The sequence below is a fragment of the Saccharopolyspora rosea genome (genome assembly GCF_025643595.1).
Taxonomy (GTDB): domain Bacteria; phylum Actinomycetota; class Actinomycetes; order Mycobacteriales; family Pseudonocardiaceae; genus Saccharopolyspora; species Saccharopolyspora rosea.
Genome location: NZ_CP102826.1, coordinates 145,961 through 170,013 on the forward strand (window position 1 = coordinate 145,961; position 24,053 = coordinate 170,013).

Here is a 24,053-nt window from a genome sequence, read left to right on the forward strand (position 1 = left end):
CACGAACACCGCGCCGTCGACAGGTCGTTTCACCCTCGGCAAACGCCCTCACGGCGGTGGACCAGGCACTTTCGCCCAGGGCGTAGCGACGACGAGGGGTGCCCCGCTCGGAAGAACGGGGCACCCCTCGCTACCGCGTCACTGCTGCTGCTGGTCGGGATCGGACGCCGGGAACGGCTTGACGTCGTTGCGGTCGTCCGAGTTCGGCACGTCACCGGGCAGCTGGACGGTCCGCGTCAGCGGCCCCGGCGTCCACGTGCCCCAGTGCGTCTCGGTGTGCACGTCCATCGCGGCCTGGGCGGGCAGCGCGTCGGGGTCGTACGGGTCGACCGCGTACAGCGAGCCCCAGTCGCGGTGGATGTTGTTCTTCAGGTACGTCGGCAGCTCGCGCATGCTGGTGGCCACGTTCATCCAGCCGAACGGGCCGCCCGCGTCCGGCGACGACCAGCCCTGGCCGATGTCGCGGACCTCGGCACCCGCCGACACCCGGAACTTCGGGATCTCCGCGATGCCGTTGTGCACGCCCGGGATCTGCAGGCACGGGTGCACCAGCGCGGCGGTCCACTCCACGAACGCCGGCTGGTCACCGACGAAGTCGGTCATGTTGACCAGCTGCGGCGTGCGCGGCGCGCTGACCGCCACCCAGCCCTTCGGGCCGAGCGAGTTGTCCACCGCCACGACGCGCACCTTCGTGGCGTCCTTGGCCTTGTCCGCGACGGTGTAGCGGTAGTCCCGCCACTGCGGCGCCGGTCCCTGCTGCACGTACTGCCGGTGCAGCACCTCGAAGCCGTGGTCGGTGTCCCGGCCGAACTCCAGGTAGACCGAGTTCGCCCCGGTCTCCTGACCGGCCAGCGAGATGACCACCGGGACCTCGCCGTTGCGGGCGCGGTCGGGCAGGTCGTACCACTGGGTGCGGAACTCGCCGGTGTTCGCGCCCGCCGGGTCGTAGCTGCCCCACACCGGGGCGTTGTCCCCGCCGAACTGGTGCGGCGGCTTCCAGTCCGGCTTCTCCGGGTCGGTGTTGTCGTCCGGCGGCAGGCCGTTGCGGTTGAACCCGGTCATCTTGGCCCGCAGGTACTGGTCGGCGTCCTCCTTGCCGTTCAGCCGCTTCGGCGGCATCCCGATCTCCGGGTCCTTGGACGGCGCGGCGCCGCCCGGCTGGCTGGGGGACACCCGCAGCATGCCCGCCAGCGGGTTGGTCTCCACGTAGACGTAGTCCGACAGACCGCAGCTGGAGCCCATGATCTGCTTGATGTTGTCGGCACCCATCGAGTAGCTGCCCCACTGCTTCTGGATGACCTTGGCGAAGTTCGCCAGCTCGAAGATCACCAGCAGCGCGCAGATGATCGACAGCGGAGCGGTGCCCAGCCGCAGCGCCCGGCTGCGCTTCTCCTCCCGGGAGAAGCTCTCGTCGACCACCTCGGGGTTGTTCTCGTCGATGCGCAGGTGCTCGACGACGGCCACGATCAGCGCGATGCCCGCGATGATCAGCAGCACCGTGCTCAGGTGGTGGCCCTTGAGCTGCGGCGGCATGTTGAACCACGGCACGCCCCAGCCGGACACGTACCACCAGGCGTTGGGGCCGGTGGTCGCGAACGCCAGGATCACCATGAGCATCGCGAAGAACACGGCCCGGTTGCGCTTGGACCGCAGCACCGTGCTGCTGGTCGCCAGCGCGGTCAGCGCGGCCAGCGCACCGCCGACGGCGGCGAAGATCCCGAAGTGGTGCGACCACTTGGTCGGGGTCAGCATCAGCACCACGAACGACAGCGCGGTCACCGCCAGCAGGCGGCGGCTCGGGCCCAGCGCCGCGCCGCGGATCCGGCTGCGCCGCAGCAGCACGACCGCGCAGGTGATCAGGCACAGGATCACCAGCAGCACCGGGAACCGGCGGGTCATCGAGCCGTCCGGGGTCGGGCTGAACAGCAGGTTGTACCGGCTCAGCTCCTCGTACCAGCTCTGGCTGGGGCCGATCTCGGTGCGCAGCTTGGTGGCGTCCATCACGGACTGCCAGGTCTGGTCGGAGAAGACCAGCGTGAGGATCACGAAACCGGCCGCCGAGATGGGCGCCAGCACCGGCAGCCACCCGAACTCGTGCGCCCGCTTGCGGACCAGCCGGTACAGCGGTTTCAGCGCCGCGATGTAGGGCAGCACGGACACCAGGCCGTGCGGGTTCGCCCCGACCGACAGGGCGGCGACGACCAGGCCCAGAGCAGCGGGCATCAACCGCCCGGTCGCCACCGCCCGCTCGACCGCGCACAGCGCGAGCAGCGAGAACAGCACCACGACCGGCTCGGGCCGCAGACCGTTGTCGTACGGCAACCAGAACGCCAGGAAGACCGCGGCGGCGGCCCAGCCCGCGGCGTTGCTGCGCCGCACCTGCTGGCCGAGCCTCGGCAGCACCTCGCGGCTGATCAGCAGCCAGCTGATGATGCCCATCAGCAGCGCGGGCAGCCGCACGAACGGCGTCGCCGTGGAGATCTGCACCCACAACGCGTACAGCTCGTAGAACCAGCCGAACGGCGCTTCCGGCGCGCCGAACCAGCGGAAGTAGTTGCTGACGTAGCCGACGCTCTCGCGGGCCCGCGCGATGTCCAGGATGTAGCCGTCGTCCGAGGTCATCGCCCCGGCGCACCACCAGCCGATGAGCGCCAGGATGACCGCGGCGTCGCGGAAGGTCGGCTTCCACCAGCCGCGGGGCACCAGCTTCGGGGGCCGGCGGCCCGCCCGCACGTCCAGCCGCCGCAGGCAGATCACCGAGCCGATGAACGCCAGCACCGCGAACGCCATCACGACCAGCTTGAGGTCGGTCGGCGAGCTCTCGTAGCGGTTGTCCACGCGGGCCTGGAACGACAGGCCGTGCACGTCGTCGACCTTGTCGTCGAGGCTGGAGTAGATGCCGGTCACCTGCGGGCGCTGGTCGCCGTGCAGGTTGGCCAGTTGCTGGTCGCCCACGATCGCCCGGGTGCCGGAGGCGTCGGAGCGCACCGAGACGGTGCAGTCGCCGTCCGGCAGCGGCACCGTGCCGACCTGCTGGCCGCGGTTCTGCAGCGTCACGTGACCGCCGTCGACCTGGAGGATCAGCCCGGTGAGCTTGCCGTAGTCCGACGACGGCGGGTTGGTGCTCAACAGGGTCGCCGGACCGTTGGTGCGCGCGTCGAGGCTGCGCACCGCGGTGCACGGCACGTCGGCGTTGAGCCAGACGGGGGAGTACGCGACCAGCGGTGCGGAAACCGACTTGGTTCCTTCGGCGGTCGGCCACTTCAACGTGGTGATGTCGTAGCTGACCGGAACGAAGGGCACCGCCAGGGACAGCACCGTGCCGAGCAGTCCCAGGATCGACGCGAACAGCTTCAGCCGTTTCGCGGACGGTTCTCGCTTCGGCCCGCTCTCGGACGGTGTCGCGTCGTCATCCGTCCGGCGGCTGGTTTCCTGGCCCTTGAGCACGTTGGCGAGAATAGTAGTCGCTGGTCCGGGGCTTTTCGCGGCATTGGATGCGTGTGCGAACCGACACTTCGCGAAACGCCGTGAGCTGCGGACTCAGGTTGCTCTCAGGCCCGTCTCAGCGTCCTGTGACCGCAGCTTTACCGCGCTGTTTCCCGATCACCGCCGGAAGAAGTGCTCCCGCTGACCCTGCCGAACCAGCCGCAGCCACTCCAGGAACGCCTTCGGATCGCGCCGCTGACCCACGAAGTACAACCCGAACCGGAGCACCTCCAGCGCACCGATCTTGCGCATTCCGGGCTGCGACAGCAGATAACCCCTGTTGCGGTACGTGTAGTAGCGCTTGTTGTCGTCCGACGGGTCCTGGGCGTGGAACCGCCCGCCCAGCATCGGCTTGAACTCGTCGGAGCCGTCCGGGTGCAGGAAGCGGGTCTTCAGCGTGGTGCCGAACGGCAGGCCGGAGCGCACCACCCGGCGGTGCAGCTCCACCTCGTCCCCGCGCACGAACAGCCGGTAGTCCGGCACGCCCACCACGTCGAGCGTCGACGCCCGGAACAGCGCGCCGTTGAAGAACGACGCGATGCCGGGCAGGAAGTCGCCGTCGCCGAGCTCGGCCGGGCGCCGCTTCCAGGTCAGCCCGCGGCGCAGCGGGAACGCCAGCCGGTCCGGCGTGTTGATGTTCACCACGACCGGGGACACCGCCGCCAGCCGCCGCTTCTCGGCGACGTCCAGCAGCGTCGCCAGCGCGTGCTCGTCCGCGGGACGGCCGTCGTCGTCGCCCAGCCAGACCCACTCGGCGCCCAGCGACAGCGCGTGCAGCATGCCGAGCGCGAAACCGCCCGCTCCGCCCAGGTTGCGGTGCGAGGGCAGGTACGTCGACGGGACCGGGCAGTCCTCGACCACGTCCCGCGCCGACTGGTCCGGACCGTTGTCCACCACGACCAGGTGGTCGGGCACCCGGGTCTGGGTCGCGACGACCTTGAGCGACTCGGCCAGCAGCTCGCGGCGGTGCCTGGTGACGATGACCGCGACGACGGAACCGGCCGGGAGCTGCTGTGCGGAGTCGGTGCTCATCTCTGGCTTTCCTTGCTGGCGGTGGAGGCCGCGGACTCGCCGATCCGGGCCAGGGTTTCCTCGCTGAGGTACTCGAACGGGTCGTAACCCTTGTAGTGGGTCAGCACGGTGCGCAGCGATCCCCGCTCCCGGATGCCGCCCTTGTCCATCCACAGGGCCGTGTCGCAGAGCTCGATGAGGAATTCGTCGGAGTGCGAGGCGAAGACCAGGATGCCCGAGCGGCGGACCAGGTCGTGCAGCCGGTCGCGGGCCTTCTCCAGGAACTCCGCGTCGACCGCGCCGATGCCCTCGTCCAGGATCAGGATCTCCGGGTCGATGGAGGTCACCACGCCCAGCGCGAGCCGCACCCGCATACCGGTGGAGTAGGTGCGCAGCGGCATCTCCAGGTAGTCGCCGAGCTCGGTGAACTCGGCGATCTCGTCGACGCGCTTCTCCATCTCCCGGCGGTTCATGCCGAGGAACAGACCGCGGATGATGATGTTCTCGTACCCGGAGATCTCCGGGTCCATGCCGACGCCGAGGTCGAACACCGGCGCCACCTTGCCGACCACCCGCGAGCTGCCCCGCGTCGGCTCGTAGATGCCGGCGAGCAGCCGCAGCAGCGTCGATTTCCCCGCGCCGTTGTGCCCGACCAGCGCGACCCGGTCACCGTGCCGCAGCGACAGGTCGATGTCGTGCAGCGCCTCGATGATCGGCACCTTGCTGTCGGTGCCGATCTTGCCCCCGGCCCGGCCGAGGACGGACTTCTTCAGCGAACGGGACTTCGCGTCGAAGATCGGGAAGTCGACCGCCGCGTTCCAGACGTCGATGCTGACCACAGTTCCTCAGCTCCCGATCAGACCCAGTAGGCGACACGCGCGCGGTAGTTGCGCAGGACGAACAGGGCGAGCAGCCAGCCGCCCGCGGTGATGCCGAGCACCACGACCCAGTGGTGCCACTGCTGGTCGGTGCCCAGCAGCGGCGCCCGGATGATCTCCACGAAGTGGTAGATCGGGTTGATCTGGGCCAGCGCCGCCCGCGGCCCGGCGTGCTCCTCCAGCTTCTCGATCGGCCAGACGATCGGCGACATGAAGAACAGCAGCTGCATGAGGCTGTTGACCACCGGCGGGATGTCGCGGAACCGCGTGCTCGCGACGCCGAACAGCAGCACCACCCAGCCGCCGTTGACCACCAGCAGCGCCAGCGCCGGGATCACGGTGACGATCCGCCAGCTCAGGTGCGGCGAGATCGTCGTCCAGAACACCGCGAGGATGATGAAGTAGACGACGAAGTTGTGCAGGAACAGCAGGAACTCCCGCCACACGGTGCGCAGCACGTGGATCGTGATCGGGGCGGGCAGCTGCTTGATCAGGCCCTCGTTCTGGATGAACACCTCGGTCCCGGCCGACAGGCAGCCCTGGATGAAGTACCAGATCATGAACCCCACGGTCATGTACGGCACGTACTGACTGGCGTCCATGCCGAAGATCGTGGAGTACATCAGGCCGAGACCGCCGGCCGTCACGCCCATGCCGATGGTGATCCACAACGGACCCAGCACGGAACGGCGGTATCGCTGCTTGATGTCCTGCCAGCCCAGGTGGGCCCACAGCTGGCGTTGGCTGAACCCGTGGCTGAGGTCCTTGATCGCCTTGTGCCAACTCCGGGACGCGGTCTGGGCTGGGGCTTCGGGTCGGTCTACCGTGCTCGTGGCCTGCACAGTGCGTCAGAGTACCGACAGGTTCCGCGCGCTCCGGCCGAGGGCGCCTCCCCGCGGACGAGGTCGGGAAGAATCGGACAAAGCCCTGCTCGGCGTGCATTTGGCGGTTCCGGCGGGCACGCCGCGGCTTTCGACGCGAACGGCCGGTCGCCGCCGATTCCGACGTGTTTCGATCGTGTCTCACCGCGTTGTCCGGTGCAGCTGAGCGAGAAATCGGGTATCCGCTTTCCGCTCCGCCCGCGGTGCGTTCCGGGGCCGGTGAATTCCGGCGTGGATTTCCCTTGGATGCCCGACCGGGTCCGGGGAAGGAGTCGGCGGTCGCGCGTGCTCATGCGTCCGGGTGCACGTCGATCACCCGTGCGGACCGGAGTGCCTTCGGGCGAACGGCCGCGCCAGGGTGGGCCGTCAGGAGCAGTGGGGCCAGCGCGCCGGGCCCGCGCGCGGCCGCGTCGTGCACGTGGGCGGTGCTCGTCGGTCCGGGCGGACCAATCGTGGTCGGGGTGGTCGGAAGCGGTTGACGGTGATCTGCCCGCTGCACAATCTGGCCGCGATCCGGCTGGGGGTCGCCGGTGTCGACGGTTTTACTGGGGTGTCGAAGTTCCGTTCCGCGTTCCCACCGGCTTTCGCGCGATTCGGCGTGATTGCCCGGTCGGCGACTCCGCCGGGTCGTATTCCGGATTCCTTCGAGTGCAAAGAGGACGTATGCGTCTTTCCCGTTTCCTGGGGGTGGCGGCTGCTGCCGCCGCGTTGGTGACGACCGCGGGCGTCGCGGGTGCGGCTCCGGCGGGAGTCGCGCCGATGGACAAGCAGTGCGACGACGGGTACGGGCACATCGCCGGTGCCCAGGCCCCGTTCTCCGGGGCACCCGGCCAGGTCACCGGCATGGGGATCTACACCTACAACCCGGGCTATCCCGTGCACGTCCGCGTCTACAAGGACGTGCCCGGCGCTCCGGACCCGGTCGTGGCCTCCGCGGACGGCACCAGCGGCCAGCGGATCAATGCCGTCGGCCAGCTGCAGGGCCCGGGCGCCTACTACACGTGGGTCAGCAGCCTGAGCAACACCGAGGTGTGCCGCAGCGAGAACGTCCCGCTCGGCTGACGGGATTTCGTGCCGGTATCGGACCGCCCCCGATACCGGCACGATCCGCTCGGCGCGACGGCGCCCGAGCGGGTCACAGGTACTGGCCGGTGCCGCGGGTGGGGCCGGCCTCGGCCTCGCCGCCGCTGCCCGCGGGCAGTCCCCGGCGCATCTGCTCCAGCTGGGCGCGGGCCGCCATCTGCTGGGCGAACAGGGCCGTCTGCAGGCCGTGGAACAGGCCCTCCAGCCAGCCGACGAGCTGGGCCTGGGCGATCCGCAGCTCCGCCTCCGACGGGGTCTCCTCCTGCGCGAACGGCAGCGACAAGCGCTCCAGCTCCTCGATCAGCTCGGGAGCCAGGCCCTGCTCCAGCTCGCGGATCGACGACTGGTGGATCTCCTTCAGCCGGGAGCGGCTGGCCTCGTCCAGCGGCGCGGCCCGCACCTCCTCCAGCAGCTGCTTGATCATGGTGCCGATCCGCATGACCTTGGCGGGCTGCTCGACCAGGTCGCCGATGTTCTCGTCGCGTTCCGGTTGCTCCTCGGCACCCGCCGCGGCCGCGCCGAGGGGCTGGCCGTCCTCACCGACCACGAACACCTGCGGCCTGCCCTCGTTCCGATCGCTCATACTCCCCATCCTGTCCCGTTCGCATCCGTTTGGGTACTTGGGGCCGCCAGTGGCGGTGCGAGATGGGCCACCCGACGGCGAGATCGGCGAACGCGCTCCGTACGGTGTCGGTCATGGCGTTCGACGTCGCTGCGGTTCGCGGGTTGTTCCCCGCCCTCGGCGACGGGTGGGTGCACCTCGACGCCCCGGCGGGCATGCAGGTTCCTGAACAGGTGGCGACCGCGGTCTCGACCGCGCTGCGGGCTCCGGTTTCGGGCCCGGGCGGGATCTTCCCCGCCTCGCAACGCGCCGAGGCGATCGTGGAGGCCGCTCGTCGCGCGATTGCCGATCTGGTCGGGGCGAACCCGGCAGGAGTCGTGCTCGGCCCCAACTCGCCCGTGCTCCTGCAACGGCTCGCGGATGCGCTCGGGGACGGCTGGATGATCGGCGACGACGTCGTCGTCTCCCGTCTGGACCACCCCGGCAACGTCGCGCCGTGGCAGCGTGCCGCGCAGCGCTCCGGCGGGACCGTCCGGTGGGCCGAAGTGGACATCGAGACCTGCGAGCTGCCCGTCTGGCAGTACCAGGAGCTGGTCACCCCGCGCACCAAGGTGGTGGCGCTGACCGCGGCCTCCGGCGCCGTCGGCACCCGCCCGGACGTCCGCCACGCCGCCGAGGCCGCCCACGAGCACGGCGCGCTGGTCGTCGTCGACGCCTCCGCCGCGGCCCCGTTCCTCCCGCTGGACATCACCTCGATGGGCGCCGACGTGGTGGCGGTGAACGCCTCCTCGTGGGGCGGCCCGCCGGTGGGCGCCCTGGTGTTCCGCAACCCGGCGATGCTCGACCAGCTCCCGTCGGTCTCCCTGGAGGCGGGAGTGCGCGGCCCGGAACGCCTGGAGCTGGGCCCGCCCGCGTACCCGCTGCTGGCCGGGCTGGTCGCCTCGGTCGACTACCTGGCGGGGCTGGACGACGCGGCGGTCGGACCGCGCCGGGAACGCCTGCTGACCTCCCTGGGATCGGTGAAGTCGTACCAGGCCGGACTGCTGGCCAACCTGACCAACGGGCTGCGCCGCCTGCGGCACGTGATGGTGATCGGCGACGCGATGCGCCGCGTGCCGTCCATGGCGTTCACGGTCAACGGCGTGAAGGCGGAGGACGCCATCGAGCACCTCGCGGAACGGGGCATCTGCGCGTTCGCCGACCCGGGAACGGGCGGCGTGTTCGCGGTGATGGGCGTCGGCGAGGTCGGCGGCGCGGTCCGCATCGGCCTGGCGCACTACACCAACGCCCACGAAGTGGACCAACTCCTCCGCGCCGTCGCGGAGCTGGGGTAGGAGAGCCCGTCTCCGAACTCGTCGTGCGCCGGGAGTGGAACCTCAGCGGCCCGCCCGTCGCCCGACCACCGCCCCCACGGAGGCGCTGACGCGCCCCTGTGCCCATCGGAGAACCCGCGGCGGTGCAAGTGGCGAGACCGCTCACCGAAAGAGAAAGTGGCTGGCGCCGCTTGCCACGCCCCGCCGGAACCAGGTCCGAGGACGAGATCAGGACCGGATGAGCAGGATCTTGCCGCGGACTCCGCCCGCCTCCAGCGCGGCGTGCGCGCGGGCCGCCTCGGGCATCGGGACGCGGTCGTGCACGAGGGTGCGGACCGCGCCCTGCTCGACGAGCGGCCACAGGCGCTCCCGGACGTCGGCGACGATCGCGCCCTTGCCGTTCGGACCGTCCACGGGCCGTCCGCGCAGTCCGAGCACGGAGATGTGCAGGCGCTTGACCAGCATCTTGCCCAGGTCCAGCTCGGCCTTGCGGCCGCCCTGCATGCCGATCACCGCCAAGTGCCCGTCGGGCGCCAGCGCCGAGAGGTTCCGGTCCAGGTAGGACGCGCCCATGTTGTCCAGCACCACGTCCGCGCCGCCGACTTCCTTGACGCGCGCCACGAAGTCCTCGTCGCGGTGGTTGATCACCAGGTCGGCGCCGAGGTCCCGGCACACCCGCAGGTTCTCCGCCGAACCGGCGGTGGCCGCCACCCGCGCTCCGAGCGCCTTGGCGATCTGGATCGCGCACGTGCCGATGCCACCCGCGCCGCCGTGCACCAGCAGCAGCTGTCCACTGCGGAGTCCGGCCTCCATGACCACGTTGGACCACACGGTGCAGGCCACCTCGGGAAGACCGGCGGCCTCCACCAGGTCCACACCGGACGGTTTCGGCAGCACCTGCGCGGCGGGCACGGCGACGCGCTCGGCGTAGCCGCCGCCGGCGAGCAGCGCGCACACCTCGTCGCCGACCTGCCACCCGGTGACGCCCTCGCCGAGTTCGGCGATGGTGCCCGAGCACTCCAGCCCGGGGATCTCGCTGGCGCCCTTCGGGGGCGGGTAGTTGCCCTGCCGCTGGCTGAGGTCCGCGCGGTTGACCGCGCTGGCCGCGACGTCGATGACGACTTCGCCGGGACCCGGCCGCGGGTCGGGGTGCTCGGTCCACTCCAGGACGTCCGGGTCGCCCGGTTCACGGATCGCGATCGCGTACATGGCCCCGACGGTAGTCACCGGACGGCCGTTGGCGCGCGGGACCGTGCTGCCGGACACTGGCCGAACACGGGGACACGGCGGGAAAAACGGGAAAACGTCTCTCCTTGCTCACTCTTCTCAGTGTTTCCTTGACTTCGCTGTGTGATCTCTCCAGGCTTCCTCCCACACAAACCACCCAAAACGGGGAGCAAGATGAGTCTGCGAACCATCACATCCGGGCGTTCGTTGGCGGCTCTCACGGCCACCTGCGCGGCTGCACTGGTCGCCGTGGCCCCCGCTTCCGCGGCACCGCAGCGCGACCTCGGCGTGGACGTCGGCGCGGTCAACCGGCACCTGGTCGCCCTGCAGCGGATCGCCGACCAGAACGGCGGGAACCGCGCCTCCGGCAACCCGGGCTACGAGGCCAGCGTCGACTACGTCGCCGGGAAGCTGCGCGACGCCGGCTTCGACGTCAGCACCCCCGAATTCAGCTACCAGGCATACGAGCGGGAGTCCGTGTCGCTGCGGGTGGCCGGTCAGCCGACCGAGGCGGACGCGCTGGAGTACTCCCCGGCCACCCCGCGGGGTGGCGTCACCGCCCCGCTGGCGGTGGCCACAGTGGACGACACCCCGGGCTGCGAGCCGACCGACTACGACGGGATGAACGTCACCGGCGCGGTGGTGCTCGTCAAGCGGGGAGCCTGCGACTTCGCGCAGAAGGCCAAGGTCGCCGCGGACCGCGGCGCCAAGGCCGTGATCGTCTACAACAACGCCGACGGGCCGCTCAACGGCACGCTGGGCGACCCGTCGAAGGCGACCATCCCGACCGCCGGGGTGACCAAGCAGGTCGGCGAGTCGCTGGCGGGCCGCGCCGGCACCGAGGTCACCCTGGACATCCAGGCGCGGCTGAAGGACATCACCACCCGCAACGTGGTGGCGCAGACCCGCACCGGTCGACCCGACAACGTGGTGATGGCCGGTGCGCACCTGGACAGCGTCCCGGCCGGTCCGGGCATCAACGACGACGGCACCGGCAGCGCCGGTCTGCTGGCCACCGCGCTGAAGATGGGCGGGAGCCCGCAGGTGCGCAACGCGGTCCGGTTCGCGTTCTGGGGCGCTGAGGAATCCGGTCTGGTCGGGTCGACGAAGTGGGTCCGCAGCCAGAGCTTCGAGCAGCAGCTCGACATCGCGCTCTACCTGAACTTCGACATGATCGGCTCGCCGAACGCCGGGTACTTCGCCTACGACGGCGACGATTCCGACCACCAGGGAGCCGGTCCGGGTCCGCAGGGATCGGCGCAGATCGAGAAGGACTTCGTCGACGCGATGGCCGCGCAGGGCGTGCAGGTCGAGGGCACGGACTTCGACGGGCGTTCCGACTACGGCGAGTTCATCGCGGTCGGCATCCCGGCCGGTGGGCTGTTCACCGGAGCCGAGGGCGTCAAGACCGCGGAGCAGGTCGCGAAGTGGGGCGGCACCGCAGGCCAGGCGTACGACCCGAACTACCACCAGCCGGGCGACACGCTGGCCAACGTGGACCGGGTCGCGCTGGGCCGCAACGTCCGAGCGCTCGCATCGGTCATCGACGGCTACTCGCAGAGCACCGAGGCGGTCAACGGCATGCACAGCCGCGCCGAGCGCGCGAAGCTGCGTTCCGCGCAGCGCGCCGTGATCGCGCAGCGCGCCGAAGCGCCGCGCGGTGCCGGGTGCCTGCCCGACCGCGCCTGAACCCGGGCATCCGGAGGAGTCGTGGAACACCTCGCGGTCGCCGCGGTCGCCATCGCGATCGCGGCCACCGCGCCACTCGCTGACACGGCCCCGGTGCGGTCAGTCCAGGGCGCGCCGGAGGAAGAACCTGATGCCCAGCGCGCCGAACACGCCTCCGGCGACCACCAGCGCGACGACGCACGCCCACGGCGGCATGTGGGGCAGGCCCGGCAGCAGCGCCCCGCGCATCCCCTCGCTGACGTACGTCAGCGGGTTGAACGCGCACAGCACCTGGAACCACCGGAGGTTCCCCAGCTGCGCCCACGGGAACTGCGTCGCACCGGTGAACATCAGCGGCGCCAGGATCACCGCGAACATGATGTTGATCCGCCTCGGCGGCACCGCCGCACCGACCGTGAGGCCCACGGCCGCGCCGCAGAACGACCCCAGCACCATGCACAGCAGCGCGAAGGGCAACCCGGACAGGTCCCAGCTGATCCGGCCGAGCATCCACATCCCCAGCGGCACCATCAGCACCGCTGCGAACAGCCCGCGCAACGCGCCGAACAGCATCTTCTCCGCCGCGACCCAGCTGATCGGCAACGGCGCCAGCAACCGGTCCTCGATCTCCCGGGAGTACGAGAAGTCCAGCACCAGCGGGAACGACGTGTTCTGCAACGACACCAGGAACGCGTTGAGCGCGATCATCCCGGGCAGCAGGATCTGCGCGTACCCGGGCTGGGTGTAGCCGAGCTGGCCGAGCACCTTGCCGAAGATGAACAGCAGCGCCACCGGCTGCACCAGCACCTGCGCCAGGAAGCTCGGCAGTTCGCGCCCGGTCACGAACACGTCGCGGCCCAGCACCGCGGTGAACGCGCGCACCGAACTCATCGCAGCTCCCTCCCGGTGAGGTCGATGAAGACGTCTTCGAGCGTCGCGGAGCCCAGCGAGAGGTCGCGGACCGCCACCCGCCGCTCGTGCAGGGCCTGCGCCACCGGGCCGAGCAGCGCGGCCGGTTCGTCGTCCACGTAGAGCCGCAGCCGCAGCTCGCTCGCGCCGTCCTGACCGGTGGCCGAGCCGATCTGCTCGACCCGCTCGACGCCCGGCACCTCGGCGAGCAGCCCGGACAGCCCCTCTGGTTCGTGCCCGTCCGGTCGCAGCACGGCGTCGACGGTGCCGCTGCCCGGCAGCGACTTGATCAGCGCCGCCGGGGTGTCCAGGGTGAGCAGGGTGCCGTGGTCGACCACCCCGACCCGGTCGGACAGCTTCTCCGCCTCGTCCATGTCGTGCGTGGTCAGCACCACGGTCACGCCTTCGGCGCGCAGGTCGCGGACCCGGTCGTGGACGAACAGCCGGGCCTGCGGGTCGAGTCCGGTGGACGGTTCGTCCAGGAACAGCACCTCGGGCTGGTGGATCAGGGCGCGGGCGATCATCAGCCGCTGCGCCTGACCGCCGGAGAGGTCGTCGACGCGTGCCTTCGCCTTGTCGGCCAGCCCCATCCGGTCCAGCAGCTCGTCGGCCAGCCGCCGCCGCTCGGCGCGCGGCACGCCGTGGTAGGCGGCGTGCCAGACGAGGTTCTGCCGCGCGTTCAGCGAGCGGTCCAGGTTGACCCGCTGCGGCACCACCGCCACCTTGCGCCGCGCGGCCACCGGGTCGGCGTCCACGTCCACCCCCGCCACCACGGCCCTGCCGCCGCTGAGCTTCACCCGGGTGGTGAGGATGCCGACCGTGGTGGTCTTGCCCGCGCCGTTGGGGCCGAGCAGTCCGAAGATCTCCCCGGCATCCACCTGGAAGCTCAGCCCGTCGACCGCGTTGGCCCTGCTCTTCGGGTAGCGCTTGACCAGGTCGGTCACCTCAACCGCAGGGGTCACGTCGACCCTCTTTCCAGTGCGGTCCACTGCGGACACCTGTCGTCGGATGCGTGCCGCACCGCCGGCGGGGACGGCCTGCCGCCGGATCGACGTGGACCCACCGGAACCCCCCACCAGCAAGCCGGACGTCTGTGATCGTACGCGCGCGCGGCGGTGCTGCGGCAAACCAATTTCGGCGCAGCGGCCCGGCGTTGCGACCCCGGCCGACCGGACACGCACGGTAACCTGAACGAGTGAGTGAGGTGACGGAGCGGCACACGCGCTGGTTGGACGACCGCGAGATGGCGGCCTGGCGCGCGTACATAGTCGGCAGCGCCCTGCTGGAGCACCGGCTCAACCGCGAACTCCAGGTCGGCCACGGGCTGTCCATCGCCGACTACGAGATCATGGTCCAGCTGTCCGAACAGCCGGACCGGCGGCTGCGGATGAGCGAGCTGGCCAAGAGCGTCGCGCATTCCAAGAGCCGCATCTCCCACCAGATCCGGCGCCTGGAGGCCGCGAACCTGGTCCGCCGGGTCGAGTGCCCGAACGATGGCCGCGGCGTCCTGGCGGTGCTCACCGACGAGGGCGCGGAGAAGCTGAGCACGGCCGCCCCCACGCACGTCGAAGGCGTCCGCGAGCACATGATCAACCTGCTGTCGCCGGAGGAGCAGGAGGTCCTGGCCGCGGTCTTCGAACGGCTGACCGGGCACCTCGGCGGGATCGACGGCTGACCCCGCCCGGCTGCGGACGGATGTCCCCCGGTTGGCTACCCTGCGGCCTGGAAGCGTGGCAGAGCGGCCGAATGCACTCGCCTTGAAAGCGAGCGTCCCGAGAGGGACCGCGGGTTCGAATCCCGCCGCTTCCGCGTCACTGACCAGCACGAACGGGGCCCGGCGGGATCACTTCCGCCGGGCCCCGTTGCGTCTGGTCTCAGTTTTGGTCTCAGTCGGCGGCTTGGCTGCCGTCCTCGTCGGTCTTGCCGTGTTTCTGGGTCTGCCCCTTCGGCTTCTCCCAGAGGCTCTCTCCGACCTTGTCCGCGACCATGCCGAGCACCTTGTCGGTCACGTGCATGTACCGCTTAGCCATCGAGGGGTTCGACCAGCCCATCACATGCTCGGCGGCGCGTTGGGTGACTCCGAGCTCCAGCAGCACCGTGGCCGCAGTATGCCGGGCGTCGTGCAGTCGTGCGTCGCGCACGCCCGCAGCGACCAGCAGGTCTTTCCAGCGCTTGAGGTCAGTCCGGTGGTTGAGCGGTTGCCCGACCTCGTCGGTGAACAGCCAGTCGCCCTCGTACCAGAGGTCGCCGGCGCGCTCCCGTTCGGCAGCCTGCTCGGCGGCGTGCAGCTTGAGCTGGTCCAGCAGGGGTTCCGGGAGCCCGATCGGCCGCTCACCCGCGCGAGACTTCGGCTTCTTCGTCTCCTTCCGGAGGTTGATCCGCTGCGGACAGTGGCCGCCGTGCTTGCGTCCGCAGGCGCCGCCGCATCCGTGTGCCCACTTCGGCCGAGGTCGCTGGATGTTGACCTTGATCGTGCCCTCGTCGAAGTCGACGTCGGACCACCGAAGCCCGAGCGTTTCACCTTGCCGGAGTCCCAACGCGATGGCGATGATCCATCGACAGGCGTTGCGGTTCTCCAGCGCGACACCGAAGAGCTTGGCGATCTCCGCCCGTGTGAACGGTTCGATCTCCCTCTCTTCGACCTTCGGGGCCTTGGCGACCAGAGCGGGATTCTTGGCGAGATACCCCCGCGTCACGGCCTCGTTCAAGGCCGCCCGGATGGTCCGATGCACCTGGTGCGCGGTGGCCGCCGACGCACCCGCGTCCTGCATCTTGCGATACATCGCCTCCAGGTGTTCGGGCAGGAACCGGGGCGAAAGCTTGTGCGCTCCGACGTGCTTGCGGATGTGCTTGGCCGCGTAGAAGTAGGCATCCCACCCGTTGTCGCTCGTCGTCGCGATCGCGATGTTGTTCAGCCAGTGGTCAACCCACTCCGCAACGGTCCACTTCTCGCCAGGCTTGGTGATGTTTCCCGAGTCGCGCGCCTTCTCCAGCTCGCGAACCTTCTGGGTCACCTCCGCGCGCGTCTTTCCTCGGACGTGCCGGCGGTCCGGCTTGCCGTCGTCGCGGACTCCCATGCTCACTCGCCCGTGCCAGCCGTCTGCCGCTTGGTAGATGGAAGAACGGCCGTTGGCGTTCCTGGTGCGCTTCTTCGCCATTGGCGTCTCCTTAGGCAGCTCGATTGCCGATCTGCTGGTTGATGAGCCGGTCTGCGTAGGCGTCGATGGCGGTGCGAGGGACACGTCGGAGTCGGCCAATCCGAACGGATTCGATCTCGCCCGACTTCACCAACTCGTAGGTCTTGGTCCGGCCGATACCGAGGTACTGGGCGGCTTCCTCGACGGTGAGCAACGTCCGGTCTGGCAGCGTCCGGACCTCCGGCTCCGCTTCAACGGGCTCGGGGGACTGCTCCTCAGCAAGCAGTGCCGCGAGGGATGCGAGGGCGGCGGCGAGCTGAGTGGCCTTCGTAGTCATGCGACCCCCTTCGTGTCGGTGGCGGGAGAGGTAGCCGTCCCAGCCGTCCCACCCGTCCCAATGCAGGTCAGAGCGGGACGGCTAGTGGCAGTGGGACGGCTGTTGCCGTCCCAAGCGGTCGAATCGGACGCTTCGTTGGGACGGCTCGTGCCGTCCCAGAGGGTCAAGCCGTCCCGCTCTGACCTGGGACGGGACGCTTGGGACGGCTGGGACGAGTCCCCCTCTTCGGTGGGGCAGTAGCGGGTCCAGGCGTCCAGGAAGTCGCTGGCGCGGTAGCCCTTGGCCTGTGTGCCGTCGGGGAACCGGACGTTGGCCGACTTGATGTCGAACTCTGTCAGTAGCTTGGAGAGCTTCGACGCGTTGAGGCCGGTTTTGCCGTAGTTCGGCCACGGCGCCTCGGGGTCGGCGTTGAGCTTGCGGAGCAGCTCGGTGGTCGAGATGGCCGGCTGGTCGCCGAAGGCGGTGCGGCAGTCCACGAGCAGCCGGGTACGGATAGAACCCTGGTTGTTGCCCGCGGCTTCAGCCAGCAGGTCGACAGCAGCCTGGCGGGCTCGGTCGGGCCAGTCGCCTCCGGCGTGGTCGGCGACGATGATCAAGGGTTCCCAGGTGTCGGCCGCCCGGTCCTCGACCGGCATGGCCGGTTCGGCGGCTTCGAGCATCGCGATGTCGGCGCGCAGCCAGCGGTTGAGCCGCTGAGCGATGCTGGCCAGCACGGGCCGGTCACGTCGGTAGCGGTAGGGCGAGACGGTTTCGCCGGGGGCACGACGGCGCATGCGGATGATGACGGCCCGGTCCTCGATGGTGTCGGGCATCGCGCCGATCCCGGCGAGGGCGGCCATGGCGAAGGTGGGGATGGACTCGACGCGGTTGGCGGCGGCGTCGTAGCGCTTGGCGGGCCGGTTGCGCTGGTGACCGGCGTTGAGCAGCCCGCGCAGGTCCTCGTTGCTACCTGCATCGGCGCCGAAGATGGTGTCGGCCTCGTCGACCAGCATGGTCGGCGGGTCCTCGGTGATCGACCGGTACACCGCCGAGGGCGAGGCGTTGACGGTGATGAACGGCTCGTGGCAGGTCGCTTCCACGACGTCGAGCAGGCGGGACTTGCCGCACCGCTTCTCGGGTGCGCGGATGACCAGTCGGGGAGCGTGTGCCCAGGCAGGCTGGGCGTGGGTGGCGGCGATCCACAGCGTGACCGCGTCGACGGCCTGTGGGCTGGGCAGGATGACGTAGCGGGTCAGCGCGGAGTGCAGTTCGTCGAGCAGGGCCGCGCCCTGGTTGGCGTCGGCGGGTTGTGGCGTCACGGTGGTTCCTCCGGTGGTGGGCTGGGCGGTCATGCGGCTTCCCGGGATTCCCGCGGGAGCCGCCGAATGTCGGAGGGGCCGCTGTTGGGCTCCCAGGCGCGAAGTTCGGCGTCGTAGCGCTGCCAGAGGTCGACCAGGTCGTCGTCGAGGTCGGCCAGCGCGCGCAGTTGCCCGATGTCGGCGTAGCCAGCGGCCTGGTGCAGGCGGAGGGCGTGCTCGGCGAGCCGCCACCGCAGCGCGCCTTCCAGCACGTCGGCCTTCAGGCGCGCTCCGGCCTCGGCGAACGGCGCGAACTGGTAGGTGTCGAAGATCCAGTGGGTGACCTGCTTGTGTCGGTCTTCGGTGTCGAGCAGGCCGCGGCGGCGGGCTTCGCCGAGCAGCACCCGGGGGTCCGGGTCGATCCCGGCGGCGACGACGGTGAGGATCAGCTCGAACACCAGGCTGCGGATACCGGGACCGGCGTCGGTGGGCCGCATTCCCGCCAGCAGCTCACGGGCCCGGTGGACCGGGCAGGTCATCAGGCAGCCGAGGAAGCCGCGTACCGGGTCGAGTTCGCCCTGGCTGGGCGGGAGCACGCTTTCGGGCAGCTGGTCAGGCATGGTTCCCTTCCTGGGTAGGGGGTGTGATCAGCGACGGCGGTTGGCGCGGGTCAGGCGGCGTACGGCGTTGTAGGCCTTGCGTCCGGTGCGCAGGCGCAGCCCGGTGGCCTGGCAGGCGGGACAGAGCCGGTAGCTACGCAGGAACGGGGAGCGGAGCTTCCCGGCGCCGCGGCAGGTGTGGCAGGCCTTGAACGGCCAGATCAGACACACCAGGCAGTAACCCACTGTGATCACGGCGATGAGCAGGATCGGGGCGGCGCTAGCAAGGGTTGAGGGGGTCACGAGTGCCTCCGCAGGCGTTTTCGGGCGTGTTCGGCCACAGCGCGCTAGGAGCTAGGGCGCTGGTAGAGAGGAAGAGAGGGCGCTAGCGGGGCCGCTAGGTCTAGCGGGGCTAGGTGCTAGACCTAGCGGCCGTGCTGGGACTAGCCAGCATCCCGCTGTCGGTCACGCTCGGTGACGATTTCGACGATGTCGGCGCGGTGGAAGCCGCGGCGGTTGCGGCCTTCGCCGTTCTCGTCGGTGCCCCAGATCTGGCGGTTGGCCTTGATGCCGTGCGGCTTGAGCGCGGCGGTGAGTTGGTCGGCTTCCCACTCGCCGTAGATCTCGGGTCGCAGCTCGGCCAGCCGGGCGACGGCGGTTTCGTTCCAGACCTTCTTCTCGGTCTCGGGCACGACGGTGAGGATGTCCTCCAGGAGCGTGTCCCTGCGGCGGGCCTCGTCGGTGTCGAGGGTTTCGCCGATGGCGTGGCCGGACAGGGTCCCCGCCTGCTCGCGTAGGGCGCGAGCGTAGGCGGCGATCTTCTCGGCGGCGGGTCCGTCGAGCCCGGCGACGGTGCGCACGATCTGGGCGTCGGATCCTTCGCCGACCAGGTAGCCGATGCCCTTGTCGGCCCAGGCGAAGGTCGTGGCGCGCACGCCCTGCTTGTACTTCGAGGTGCCCAGCACCATGTCGTTCTCGGTCTGGCCCTGAACCTTCAGGCAGAACCGGGTGGAGACGTTGGCGCTGATGCCGGTCGGCAGGCTCTTCGCGTCGGGTCGCTGGGTGGCCAGCATGATGATGATTCCCAGCGCCGGACCGCGTTTGACCAGGTCGGTGCAGATCGCTTCGAACTCCTTGCCGTAGTCCTCGTGCTCGAACCAGACCTGGCACTCGTCGACGCCGATGACGATCGGGTGCAGGCCGAGGGACTTCTTGCTGGCCAGCTCGGGGGTGACCTTGTTCTCCGGGGCCATGCCCTGCTTGGCCAGGTCCCGGATGAGCTTGGCGCGGCGCCGCAACTCGTCGCGCAGGCTGCGCATGTCGGCTACGGCCTTGTCGATCTCCTCGGGCTCGTCGCCGACGCCGTGGACGTGGGTCACGCGCTCCAGCGGGTCGAGGTCGCCGGTGCCTTTGAGGTCGTAGGTGTGCAGCTCGACCCGGGGGTCCAGGGCGGCGATGAGCAGCAGCTCACGCAGGGCGAAGGTCTTGCCCATGCGCGGGATCGCGCCGATGGCCACCGAGGTGAACATCAGCCGCAGATCGACCCACCGGCCACGCTGGTCGGTGCCGAACGGCTGGGGCTGGAACAGGTCGACCTGCACGCCCTTGCGCAGCGCCCAGGCCGGCTGCTTGGCCTTGCGCATGTCCTGGTCACCGACCCACAGCACCATCCGCCCGGCGTGCTCAGCGTTGTCGGCCTCCGGCCACACGCACCCCAGGGGGCGGCGCAGGCCGGACGCGAGCTTTTCGCGGCGGTCCATGATGTCGCCCGCGGTCACCCCGTACGGCAGATCGATGTCCGCACGCCAGCCCTTGCCATCCCGGCTGATCGGCTTGGGGAACCCGATCCCTTCGCCGCCTTTGCCGAGAGCCTGGTTGATCTGCGAGATCCCCAGCGCCGACAGGGCACGGGTCACCGCGTCGCTGGTCAGCTTCGGCACCTTGGTTGACTCCACCGCGCGGGTAGCAATGGGCTTGTCGGCCGGGGCGCCCAACCAGCCCAGCCCGGCGGCTGCACCGGCGACGATCGCCCACTGCACCAGCTCGGGCAGTACTGCCCGACCAGCAAGGAACGCGGCGATTCCAGCCGCACCCAGCCCCATCGCCAGCAGAGCCCGGGCGCGGATCCGGTGGTCCCGCTGGATCGACAGCTTCAGGTACTCGGTGGCGTCCTCGCGGCGGGCCGACGCGCTGCGCACGGGGCGGCCTTCGGCGTCGGTCAGCCACGCTGCCAGGCTCTTGAGCAGCCGCAACGATCCGTGTGGGATGCGGGCGATGATGCGTGCGAGGTAGATCGGGCAGCGCACCGCGTGGTACGCGGCGGTGTGCCCGGTGTAGCCGAGCGCCCAGCGGGCGGTGTCCCGGAACTCCTGCGGGTCCTTGGCCCAGGCGGGCAGGATCGGCTGCCGCTTCTCGGCCCGCACCAGCGCCGAGCCCGGTTCGGACTTCTTCGGTTCGGGCTGGTCCACCGCGACCGGCTCGACGATCTCGCCGTCGACGACGGTGGGCTCCGTGTTGTCCGCGGCTTCGCCGGAGTCGGTCTGGTCGGTGTTCTCGGTGGTGGTGTGGTCGAGGCGTTCGGCGGGGAAGTGCAGCACCCGCGCCTGCTCCTGCTCGGCCTGGTCGTGTTCGTGGTGCTGGTCGGTCATCACGCGGCCTCGCTCTCGTTGACGGGGTGCATGTCGGTCAGGGCGTCGCGGATCTCCTGGGCGGTCTCCATGGCCAGGGGCTTGAACCGCTTGCGGATGGCGCTGGCCGAGGGCCTTTCGGGAAGCTCTCCGGCCGCGATCGCAGTCCGGACTTCTGCGAGCAGTTCGGTGGCGCGCGGCGAGAGTTTCCGCTGTTCGATCGGGGTCGAAACCTCCGCCGCCGGAGCCCGTTCCGGCTCCGTGGTGGCGGGCAGTGTGGCGCGGAGGATGACCCCGTTGATGATCGTCAGCTCGCCCTTTTCGGCGGCCTTTCGGTCGGCTTCCATCTGCCGCTTGACGATCACCTTGGCCAGGCGGCGGTCCCGCTTGCTGGCGGCCGGGCCGACGCCGTAGCGGTCGATCCAGGCGGCCTCCCACGCCGCCGGGTGTCCCAGGCCGGCGCGGGTGGCGATCCGCCAGGCATCCCACGACAGCCGCGGGAACAGCACCCAGCGGGTGAAGCGCTGCGAGACCTCCCGCGCACTGGTCCCGGCCGCCTCGGCGGCGTTGAGGTTCTGCCGGATGTGGTGCAGCAGCACCCCGAGCACCGACAGCGTGCCCAGCGCCAGCCCGGCCACCACGCCGAAGTCGGCGATGCCGTGCGCGGCGTTGATCCCGGCCGCGATCCCCGCCAGCAGCCACATCCACCGCAGCAGCGACCCCACCGGGGCGCTGCGACTGGCGCGGCGGTGCGCCTCGAACGCGCACACCCACGCCCCGGACTCGATCGCCAGCGGGAACAGCCACGCCATCCCCGCGGGGATGCGCAGCGTCTCGTGCGCGAACGCCTCCTGGGCGTTCCAGGCCAGCAGCAGCGGAGCGACGATCAGCGCCGCCCACAGCGCCGAGAGCGCACGGTCCGGGGCGGCCTCGCGCCACCGCGCCCACCGCTCGCGACGCTCGGCGGCGCGCTCCCGCCGTTCCTGTCGTTGCTGTTCGGCCGCGGCTTCCCGCTCTGCGCGGGCTGTCTGGGCACGCACCCGCTCCGCCTCGGCAGTGGCCTTCGCCGCTTCGCCCTTGGCAAGCGTGCGGGCCGCCCGGCGGTCGTAGATGGCGGTCATCGGGCCACCTCCCACGACAACCGGGGCGTCGGGGCGGCTTCACCGAGTCGGTCGAGGGCGACCATGAGGACCCTCAACAGCGCGACCACGCCGAACACGCCGAGCGCGGTAGTGCGGACCAGCCCGGACACCAGCGACAGAACCAGGAGCAGCACTGCGGGCAAGGCGGCGAACACGGCCAGTCGAGACACCGCTCGGATGTGTCGGCGCAGGAAAGCGCTCACACCTCCGACGGTGTTCGAGGGCTCTACCATCAGGTTTCTCCTTCACTCGCGAAGTGGTTCGGAGACCCGGCCCGGCAGACGGTTCTTGGCGGGACAGCTGCCGGGCCGGGGCGTGACTAAGACCTGTTGGTCCGGATCAGGTTGTAGGCGTCGGTGAGGATTTGGGCGTGGTCGAACGCCAGGTGGGGGCTGACCTGGTAGAGGGGCACCCACTGAGCAGCGGCAGCGTCAGATCCGGCGGTGGGGATGGGCATACGGGGGAGCACTGCGGTGAACGCCTCGCTGACCATCGGGCCGCGGGGGTCGCGTCCGGGTGTGTCGTAGCGGCCGACGCGCCTCAGGGTGACCGCGTTTGCGCTCAGGCCGGTTTCCTCGGCCAGTTCACGGATGGCGGCTTGCAGGGCGGTTTCGCCGGGGTCGACGAATCCGCCGGGCAGTGCCCAGAAGCCGGGGAACGCGTCCGAGTCGTCGGAGCGGCGGACCAGCAGCACGTGGACGATGCCTTCGGATTCGGCGAACAGGATGATGTCGGCGGTGTCCGGTGTGCTGTCGGTGTCGTGGATGTCGTGGTTCATCGCGTGGGTCCTTCCAGGACGGTGGGTCGGGTCGTGGTGGTGCGGGTGGTTCACAGACGGGCGCCGTAGGACTCGATGGCCTGCTGGGCAATGCCGATGAGCCCGGTGGCCTCGGCGAGCTGGTCCAGCAGGCGTCCGACCGCGTTGAGGGCCTCGCTGGCCTCGGTGGCGTCCGCGCCGGAGAACACCCCGGCCAGCTGGCCGCGCACCGCGTCGCTGCGCTGCTCGACCTCGGCGGTCATGCCACGGAGCTCGTTCATCTCGCTGGACGCGGCGGCCAGGGTGTTCTTGATCTCCTCGATCCCCATAGATGTGCTCCTTCCCGAAACGGTGGTGGTGAGGGGTTCTGGGGCCCCGGCCAGGCCGCTGCCGGCCCGCGGGGAGGTGGTGCCGCCGATGCTTGGCGGCGCGAGGGCGGCGCGGCGACGGCGGCGACCGTCACGGATCGCGCACTTCACGGCGTCGCGGTCCAGCCGGCCTCGGCGTCGGAGTTCTTCTGAGACGTCCTCGATCTCGTGCCACTGATCGGCGATCAGGTTCGCGGCATCGGCGCGGCCCTGCGCGAACGTGTCATCGGTGACCGCGTCGGCGCAGTTGGCGATCATTTCCATGTCATAGGTCGACCCGAACGCGACGTCGAGCAGGTTTTCCGGTGTGTTCCAGCCGCGTTCCCGTAGCCATCTGGCCTCGACGACGGCGCCCGCGGTGCACACGGCCGCGTAATCGGCCACGCTCACCGAGGGGTCGTCGGTGAGGTCCCAGACGACCCGTCCGCCCAGCTCGGTCTCACTGCCCGCCACGGCCGCGGCGCTTTTGCCCACCACAGCCTGATCGACCCGCAAACCAACATGCTCACCGAGCACGGCGTGTGCCGCCTCATGCCAGGACGCCAACTCCTGCTTCGATGCCTGGTCCAGCCAGGTGTACGGGCTGACGACGAGTCCGTCGTGGTGCTGGTTGAGCAAGCGCTTGATCACCTCGCGGCACCCGCCGCACCGAACCTCGGCCAGATCGTTCTTGAGCAGGCCGAAGAACCGCGGTCTCCACCCGCCGCTGACGATCTGGTGCGCGCACGACTCGCACAACACATCCGACCAGCGCACGCGCCCCATCACGCACCTCCCATCACGACGGCGGC

22 protein-coding genes and 1 tRNA gene are annotated in these 24,053 nt (G+C 70.3%); 5 read left to right on the plus strand and 18 right to left on the minus strand.

Features of this window, described 5'->3' with window-relative positions:
• Positions 1 to 138: 138 nt before the first annotated feature.
• The 4 genes from NV263_RS00700 to wzm form a co-directional block, all read right to left on the minus strand.
• Entirely contained in the window at positions 139 to 3,447 is a 3,309-nt protein-coding gene (locus NV263_RS00700) for an arabinosyltransferase domain-containing protein (protein WP_263250405.1), read from the minus strand.
• A gap of 156 nt (positions 3,448 to 3,603) precedes the next feature.
• A complete protein-coding gene (gene glfT1, locus NV263_RS00705) occupies positions 3,604 to 4,518 on the minus strand; it encodes a galactofuranosyltransferase GlfT1 (protein ID WP_263250406.1) in 915 nt (304 codons plus the stop codon).
• Positions 4,515 to 5,336, minus strand: coding sequence for a galactan export ABC transporter ATP-binding subunit Wzt/RfbE (gene wzt, locus NV263_RS00710; RefSeq protein WP_263250407.1), 822 nt, complete (start codon positions 5,334 to 5,336; stop codon positions 4,515 to 4,517). The genes glfT1 and wzt overlap by 4 nt, the downstream gene beginning before the upstream one ends.
• Before the next feature lie 17 nt (positions 5,337 to 5,353).
• Positions 5,354 to 6,217, minus strand: coding sequence for a galactan export ABC transporter permease subunit Wzm/RfbD (gene wzm, locus NV263_RS00715; RefSeq protein ID WP_263250408.1), 864 nt, complete (start codon positions 6,215 to 6,217; stop codon positions 5,354 to 5,356).
• Between the two features lie 702 nt (positions 6,218 to 6,919).
• On the opposite strand from wzm, the gene NV263_RS00720 reads away from it, so the two are divergent.
• Positions 6,920 to 7,318 (plus strand): hypothetical protein, encoded by a 399-nt coding sequence (locus NV263_RS00720; RefSeq protein ID WP_263250409.1) that lies wholly within the window; start codon positions 6,920 to 6,922, stop codon positions 7,316 to 7,318.
• Between the two features lie 73 nt (positions 7,319 to 7,391).
• On the opposite strand, the gene NV263_RS00725 is transcribed toward NV263_RS00720, so the two are convergent.
• Entirely contained in the window at positions 7,392 to 7,922 is a 531-nt protein-coding gene (locus NV263_RS00725; protein WP_380760250.1) for a bacterial proteasome activator family protein, read from the minus strand.
• 113 nt (positions 7,923 to 8,035) lie between these two features.
• On the opposite strand from NV263_RS00725, the gene NV263_RS00730 reads away from it, so the two are divergent.
• Entirely contained in the window at positions 8,036 to 9,235 is a 1,200-nt protein-coding gene (locus NV263_RS00730; RefSeq protein WP_263250411.1) for a cysteine desulfurase-like protein, read from the plus strand.
• A 207-nt stretch (positions 9,236 to 9,442) separates the two neighbouring features.
• On the opposite strand, the gene NV263_RS00735 is transcribed toward NV263_RS00730, so the two are convergent.
• Positions 9,443 to 10,423 (minus strand): NAD(P)H-quinone oxidoreductase, encoded by a 981-nt coding sequence (locus tag NV263_RS00735; RefSeq protein ID WP_263250412.1) that lies wholly within the window; start codon positions 10,421 to 10,423, stop codon positions 9,443 to 9,445.
• A 192-nt stretch (positions 10,424 to 10,615) separates the two neighbouring features.
• On the opposite strand from NV263_RS00735, the gene NV263_RS00740 reads away from it, so the two are divergent.
• Positions 10,616 to 12,130 (plus strand): M28 family metallopeptidase, encoded by a 1,515-nt coding sequence (locus NV263_RS00740; protein WP_263250413.1) that lies wholly within the window; start codon positions 10,616 to 10,618, stop codon positions 12,128 to 12,130.
• 99 nt (positions 12,131 to 12,229) lie between these two features.
• On the opposite strand, the gene NV263_RS00745 is transcribed toward NV263_RS00740, so the two are convergent.
• Both NV263_RS00745 and NV263_RS00750 read right to left on the minus strand, forming a co-directional pair.
• Entirely contained in the window at positions 12,230 to 13,000 is a 771-nt protein-coding gene (locus tag NV263_RS00745; protein WP_263250414.1) for an ABC transporter permease, read from the minus strand.
• Positions 12,997 to 13,980, minus strand: a complete 984-nt coding sequence (locus NV263_RS00750) for an ABC transporter ATP-binding protein (RefSeq protein ID WP_263250415.1) — start codon at positions 13,978 to 13,980, stop codon at positions 12,997 to 12,999. Before NV263_RS00750 ends, NV263_RS00745 begins: the two co-directional genes overlap by 4 nt.
• A gap of 281 nt (positions 13,981 to 14,261) precedes the next feature.
• On the opposite strand from NV263_RS00750, the gene NV263_RS00755 reads away from it, so the two are divergent.
• Positions 14,262 to 14,693, plus strand: a complete 432-nt coding sequence (locus NV263_RS00755) for a MarR family winged helix-turn-helix transcriptional regulator (protein ID WP_263254459.1) — start codon at positions 14,262 to 14,264, stop codon at positions 14,691 to 14,693.
• A gap of 49 nt (positions 14,694 to 14,742) precedes the next feature.
• Positions 14,743 to 14,827, plus strand: a tRNA-Ser gene (locus tag NV263_RS00760).
• Positions 14,828 to 14,904: 77 nt separating this feature from the next.
• Here the strand turns inward: NV263_RS00760 and NV263_RS00765 are convergent.
• The 10 genes from NV263_RS00765 to NV263_RS00810 all read right to left on the minus strand — a co-directional run bounded on the left by NV263_RS00765 (position 14,905) and on the right by NV263_RS00810 (position 24,027).
• A complete protein-coding gene (locus NV263_RS00765; RefSeq protein WP_263250416.1) occupies positions 14,905 to 16,176 on the minus strand; it encodes a tyrosine-type recombinase/integrase in 1,272 nt (423 codons plus the stop codon).
• Positions 16,177 to 16,186: 10 nt separating this feature from the next.
• Positions 16,187 to 16,492 carry a helix-turn-helix domain-containing protein gene (locus NV263_RS00770; protein WP_263250417.1) on the minus strand — a complete coding sequence of 102 codons (306 nt, stop codon included), beginning with the start codon at positions 16,490 to 16,492 and terminating at the stop codon, positions 16,187 to 16,189.
• Positions 16,489 to 17,823, minus strand: a complete 1,335-nt coding sequence (locus NV263_RS00775; RefSeq protein ID WP_263250418.1) for a DUF3631 domain-containing protein — start codon at positions 17,821 to 17,823, stop codon at positions 16,489 to 16,491. The genes NV263_RS00770 and NV263_RS00775 overlap by 4 nt, the downstream gene beginning before the upstream one ends.
• On the minus strand, positions 17,820 to 18,389 hold the full coding sequence (locus NV263_RS00780) for a hypothetical protein (RefSeq protein ID WP_263250419.1): 570 nt from the start codon (positions 18,387 to 18,389) through the stop codon (positions 17,820 to 17,822). The genes NV263_RS00775 and NV263_RS00780 overlap by 4 nt, the downstream gene beginning before the upstream one ends.
• Before the next feature lie 27 nt (positions 18,390 to 18,416).
• A complete protein-coding gene (locus NV263_RS00785; protein WP_263250420.1) occupies positions 18,417 to 18,671 on the minus strand; it encodes a hypothetical protein in 255 nt (84 codons plus the stop codon).
• A gap of 140 nt (positions 18,672 to 18,811) precedes the next feature.
• Positions 18,812 to 21,016, minus strand: a complete 2,205-nt coding sequence (locus NV263_RS00790; protein WP_263250421.1) for an FtsK/SpoIIIE domain-containing protein — start codon at positions 21,014 to 21,016, stop codon at positions 18,812 to 18,814.
• Positions 21,016 to 22,116 carry a hypothetical protein gene (locus tag NV263_RS00795; RefSeq protein ID WP_263250422.1) on the minus strand — a complete coding sequence of 367 codons (1,101 nt, stop codon included), beginning with the start codon at positions 22,114 to 22,116 and terminating at the stop codon, positions 21,016 to 21,018. Before NV263_RS00795 ends, NV263_RS00790 begins: the two co-directional genes overlap by 1 nt.
• The gene (locus tag NV263_RS00800; protein ID WP_263250423.1) at positions 22,113 to 22,370 is read right to left on the minus strand and encodes a hypothetical protein; all 258 of its coding nucleotides are present in this window, start codon (positions 22,368 to 22,370) and stop codon (positions 22,113 to 22,115) included. Before NV263_RS00800 ends, NV263_RS00795 begins: the two co-directional genes overlap by 4 nt.
• 86 nt (positions 22,371 to 22,456) lie before the next feature.
• A complete protein-coding gene (locus NV263_RS00805; protein WP_263250424.1) occupies positions 22,457 to 22,915 on the minus strand; it encodes an NUDIX hydrolase in 459 nt (152 codons plus the stop codon).
• A gap of 50 nt (positions 22,916 to 22,965) precedes the next feature.
• The gene (locus NV263_RS00810) at positions 22,966 to 24,027 is read right to left on the minus strand and encodes a hypothetical protein (protein ID WP_263250425.1); all 1,062 of its coding nucleotides are present in this window, start codon (positions 24,025 to 24,027) and stop codon (positions 22,966 to 22,968) included.
• Positions 24,028 to 24,053: the final 26 nt, after the last annotated feature.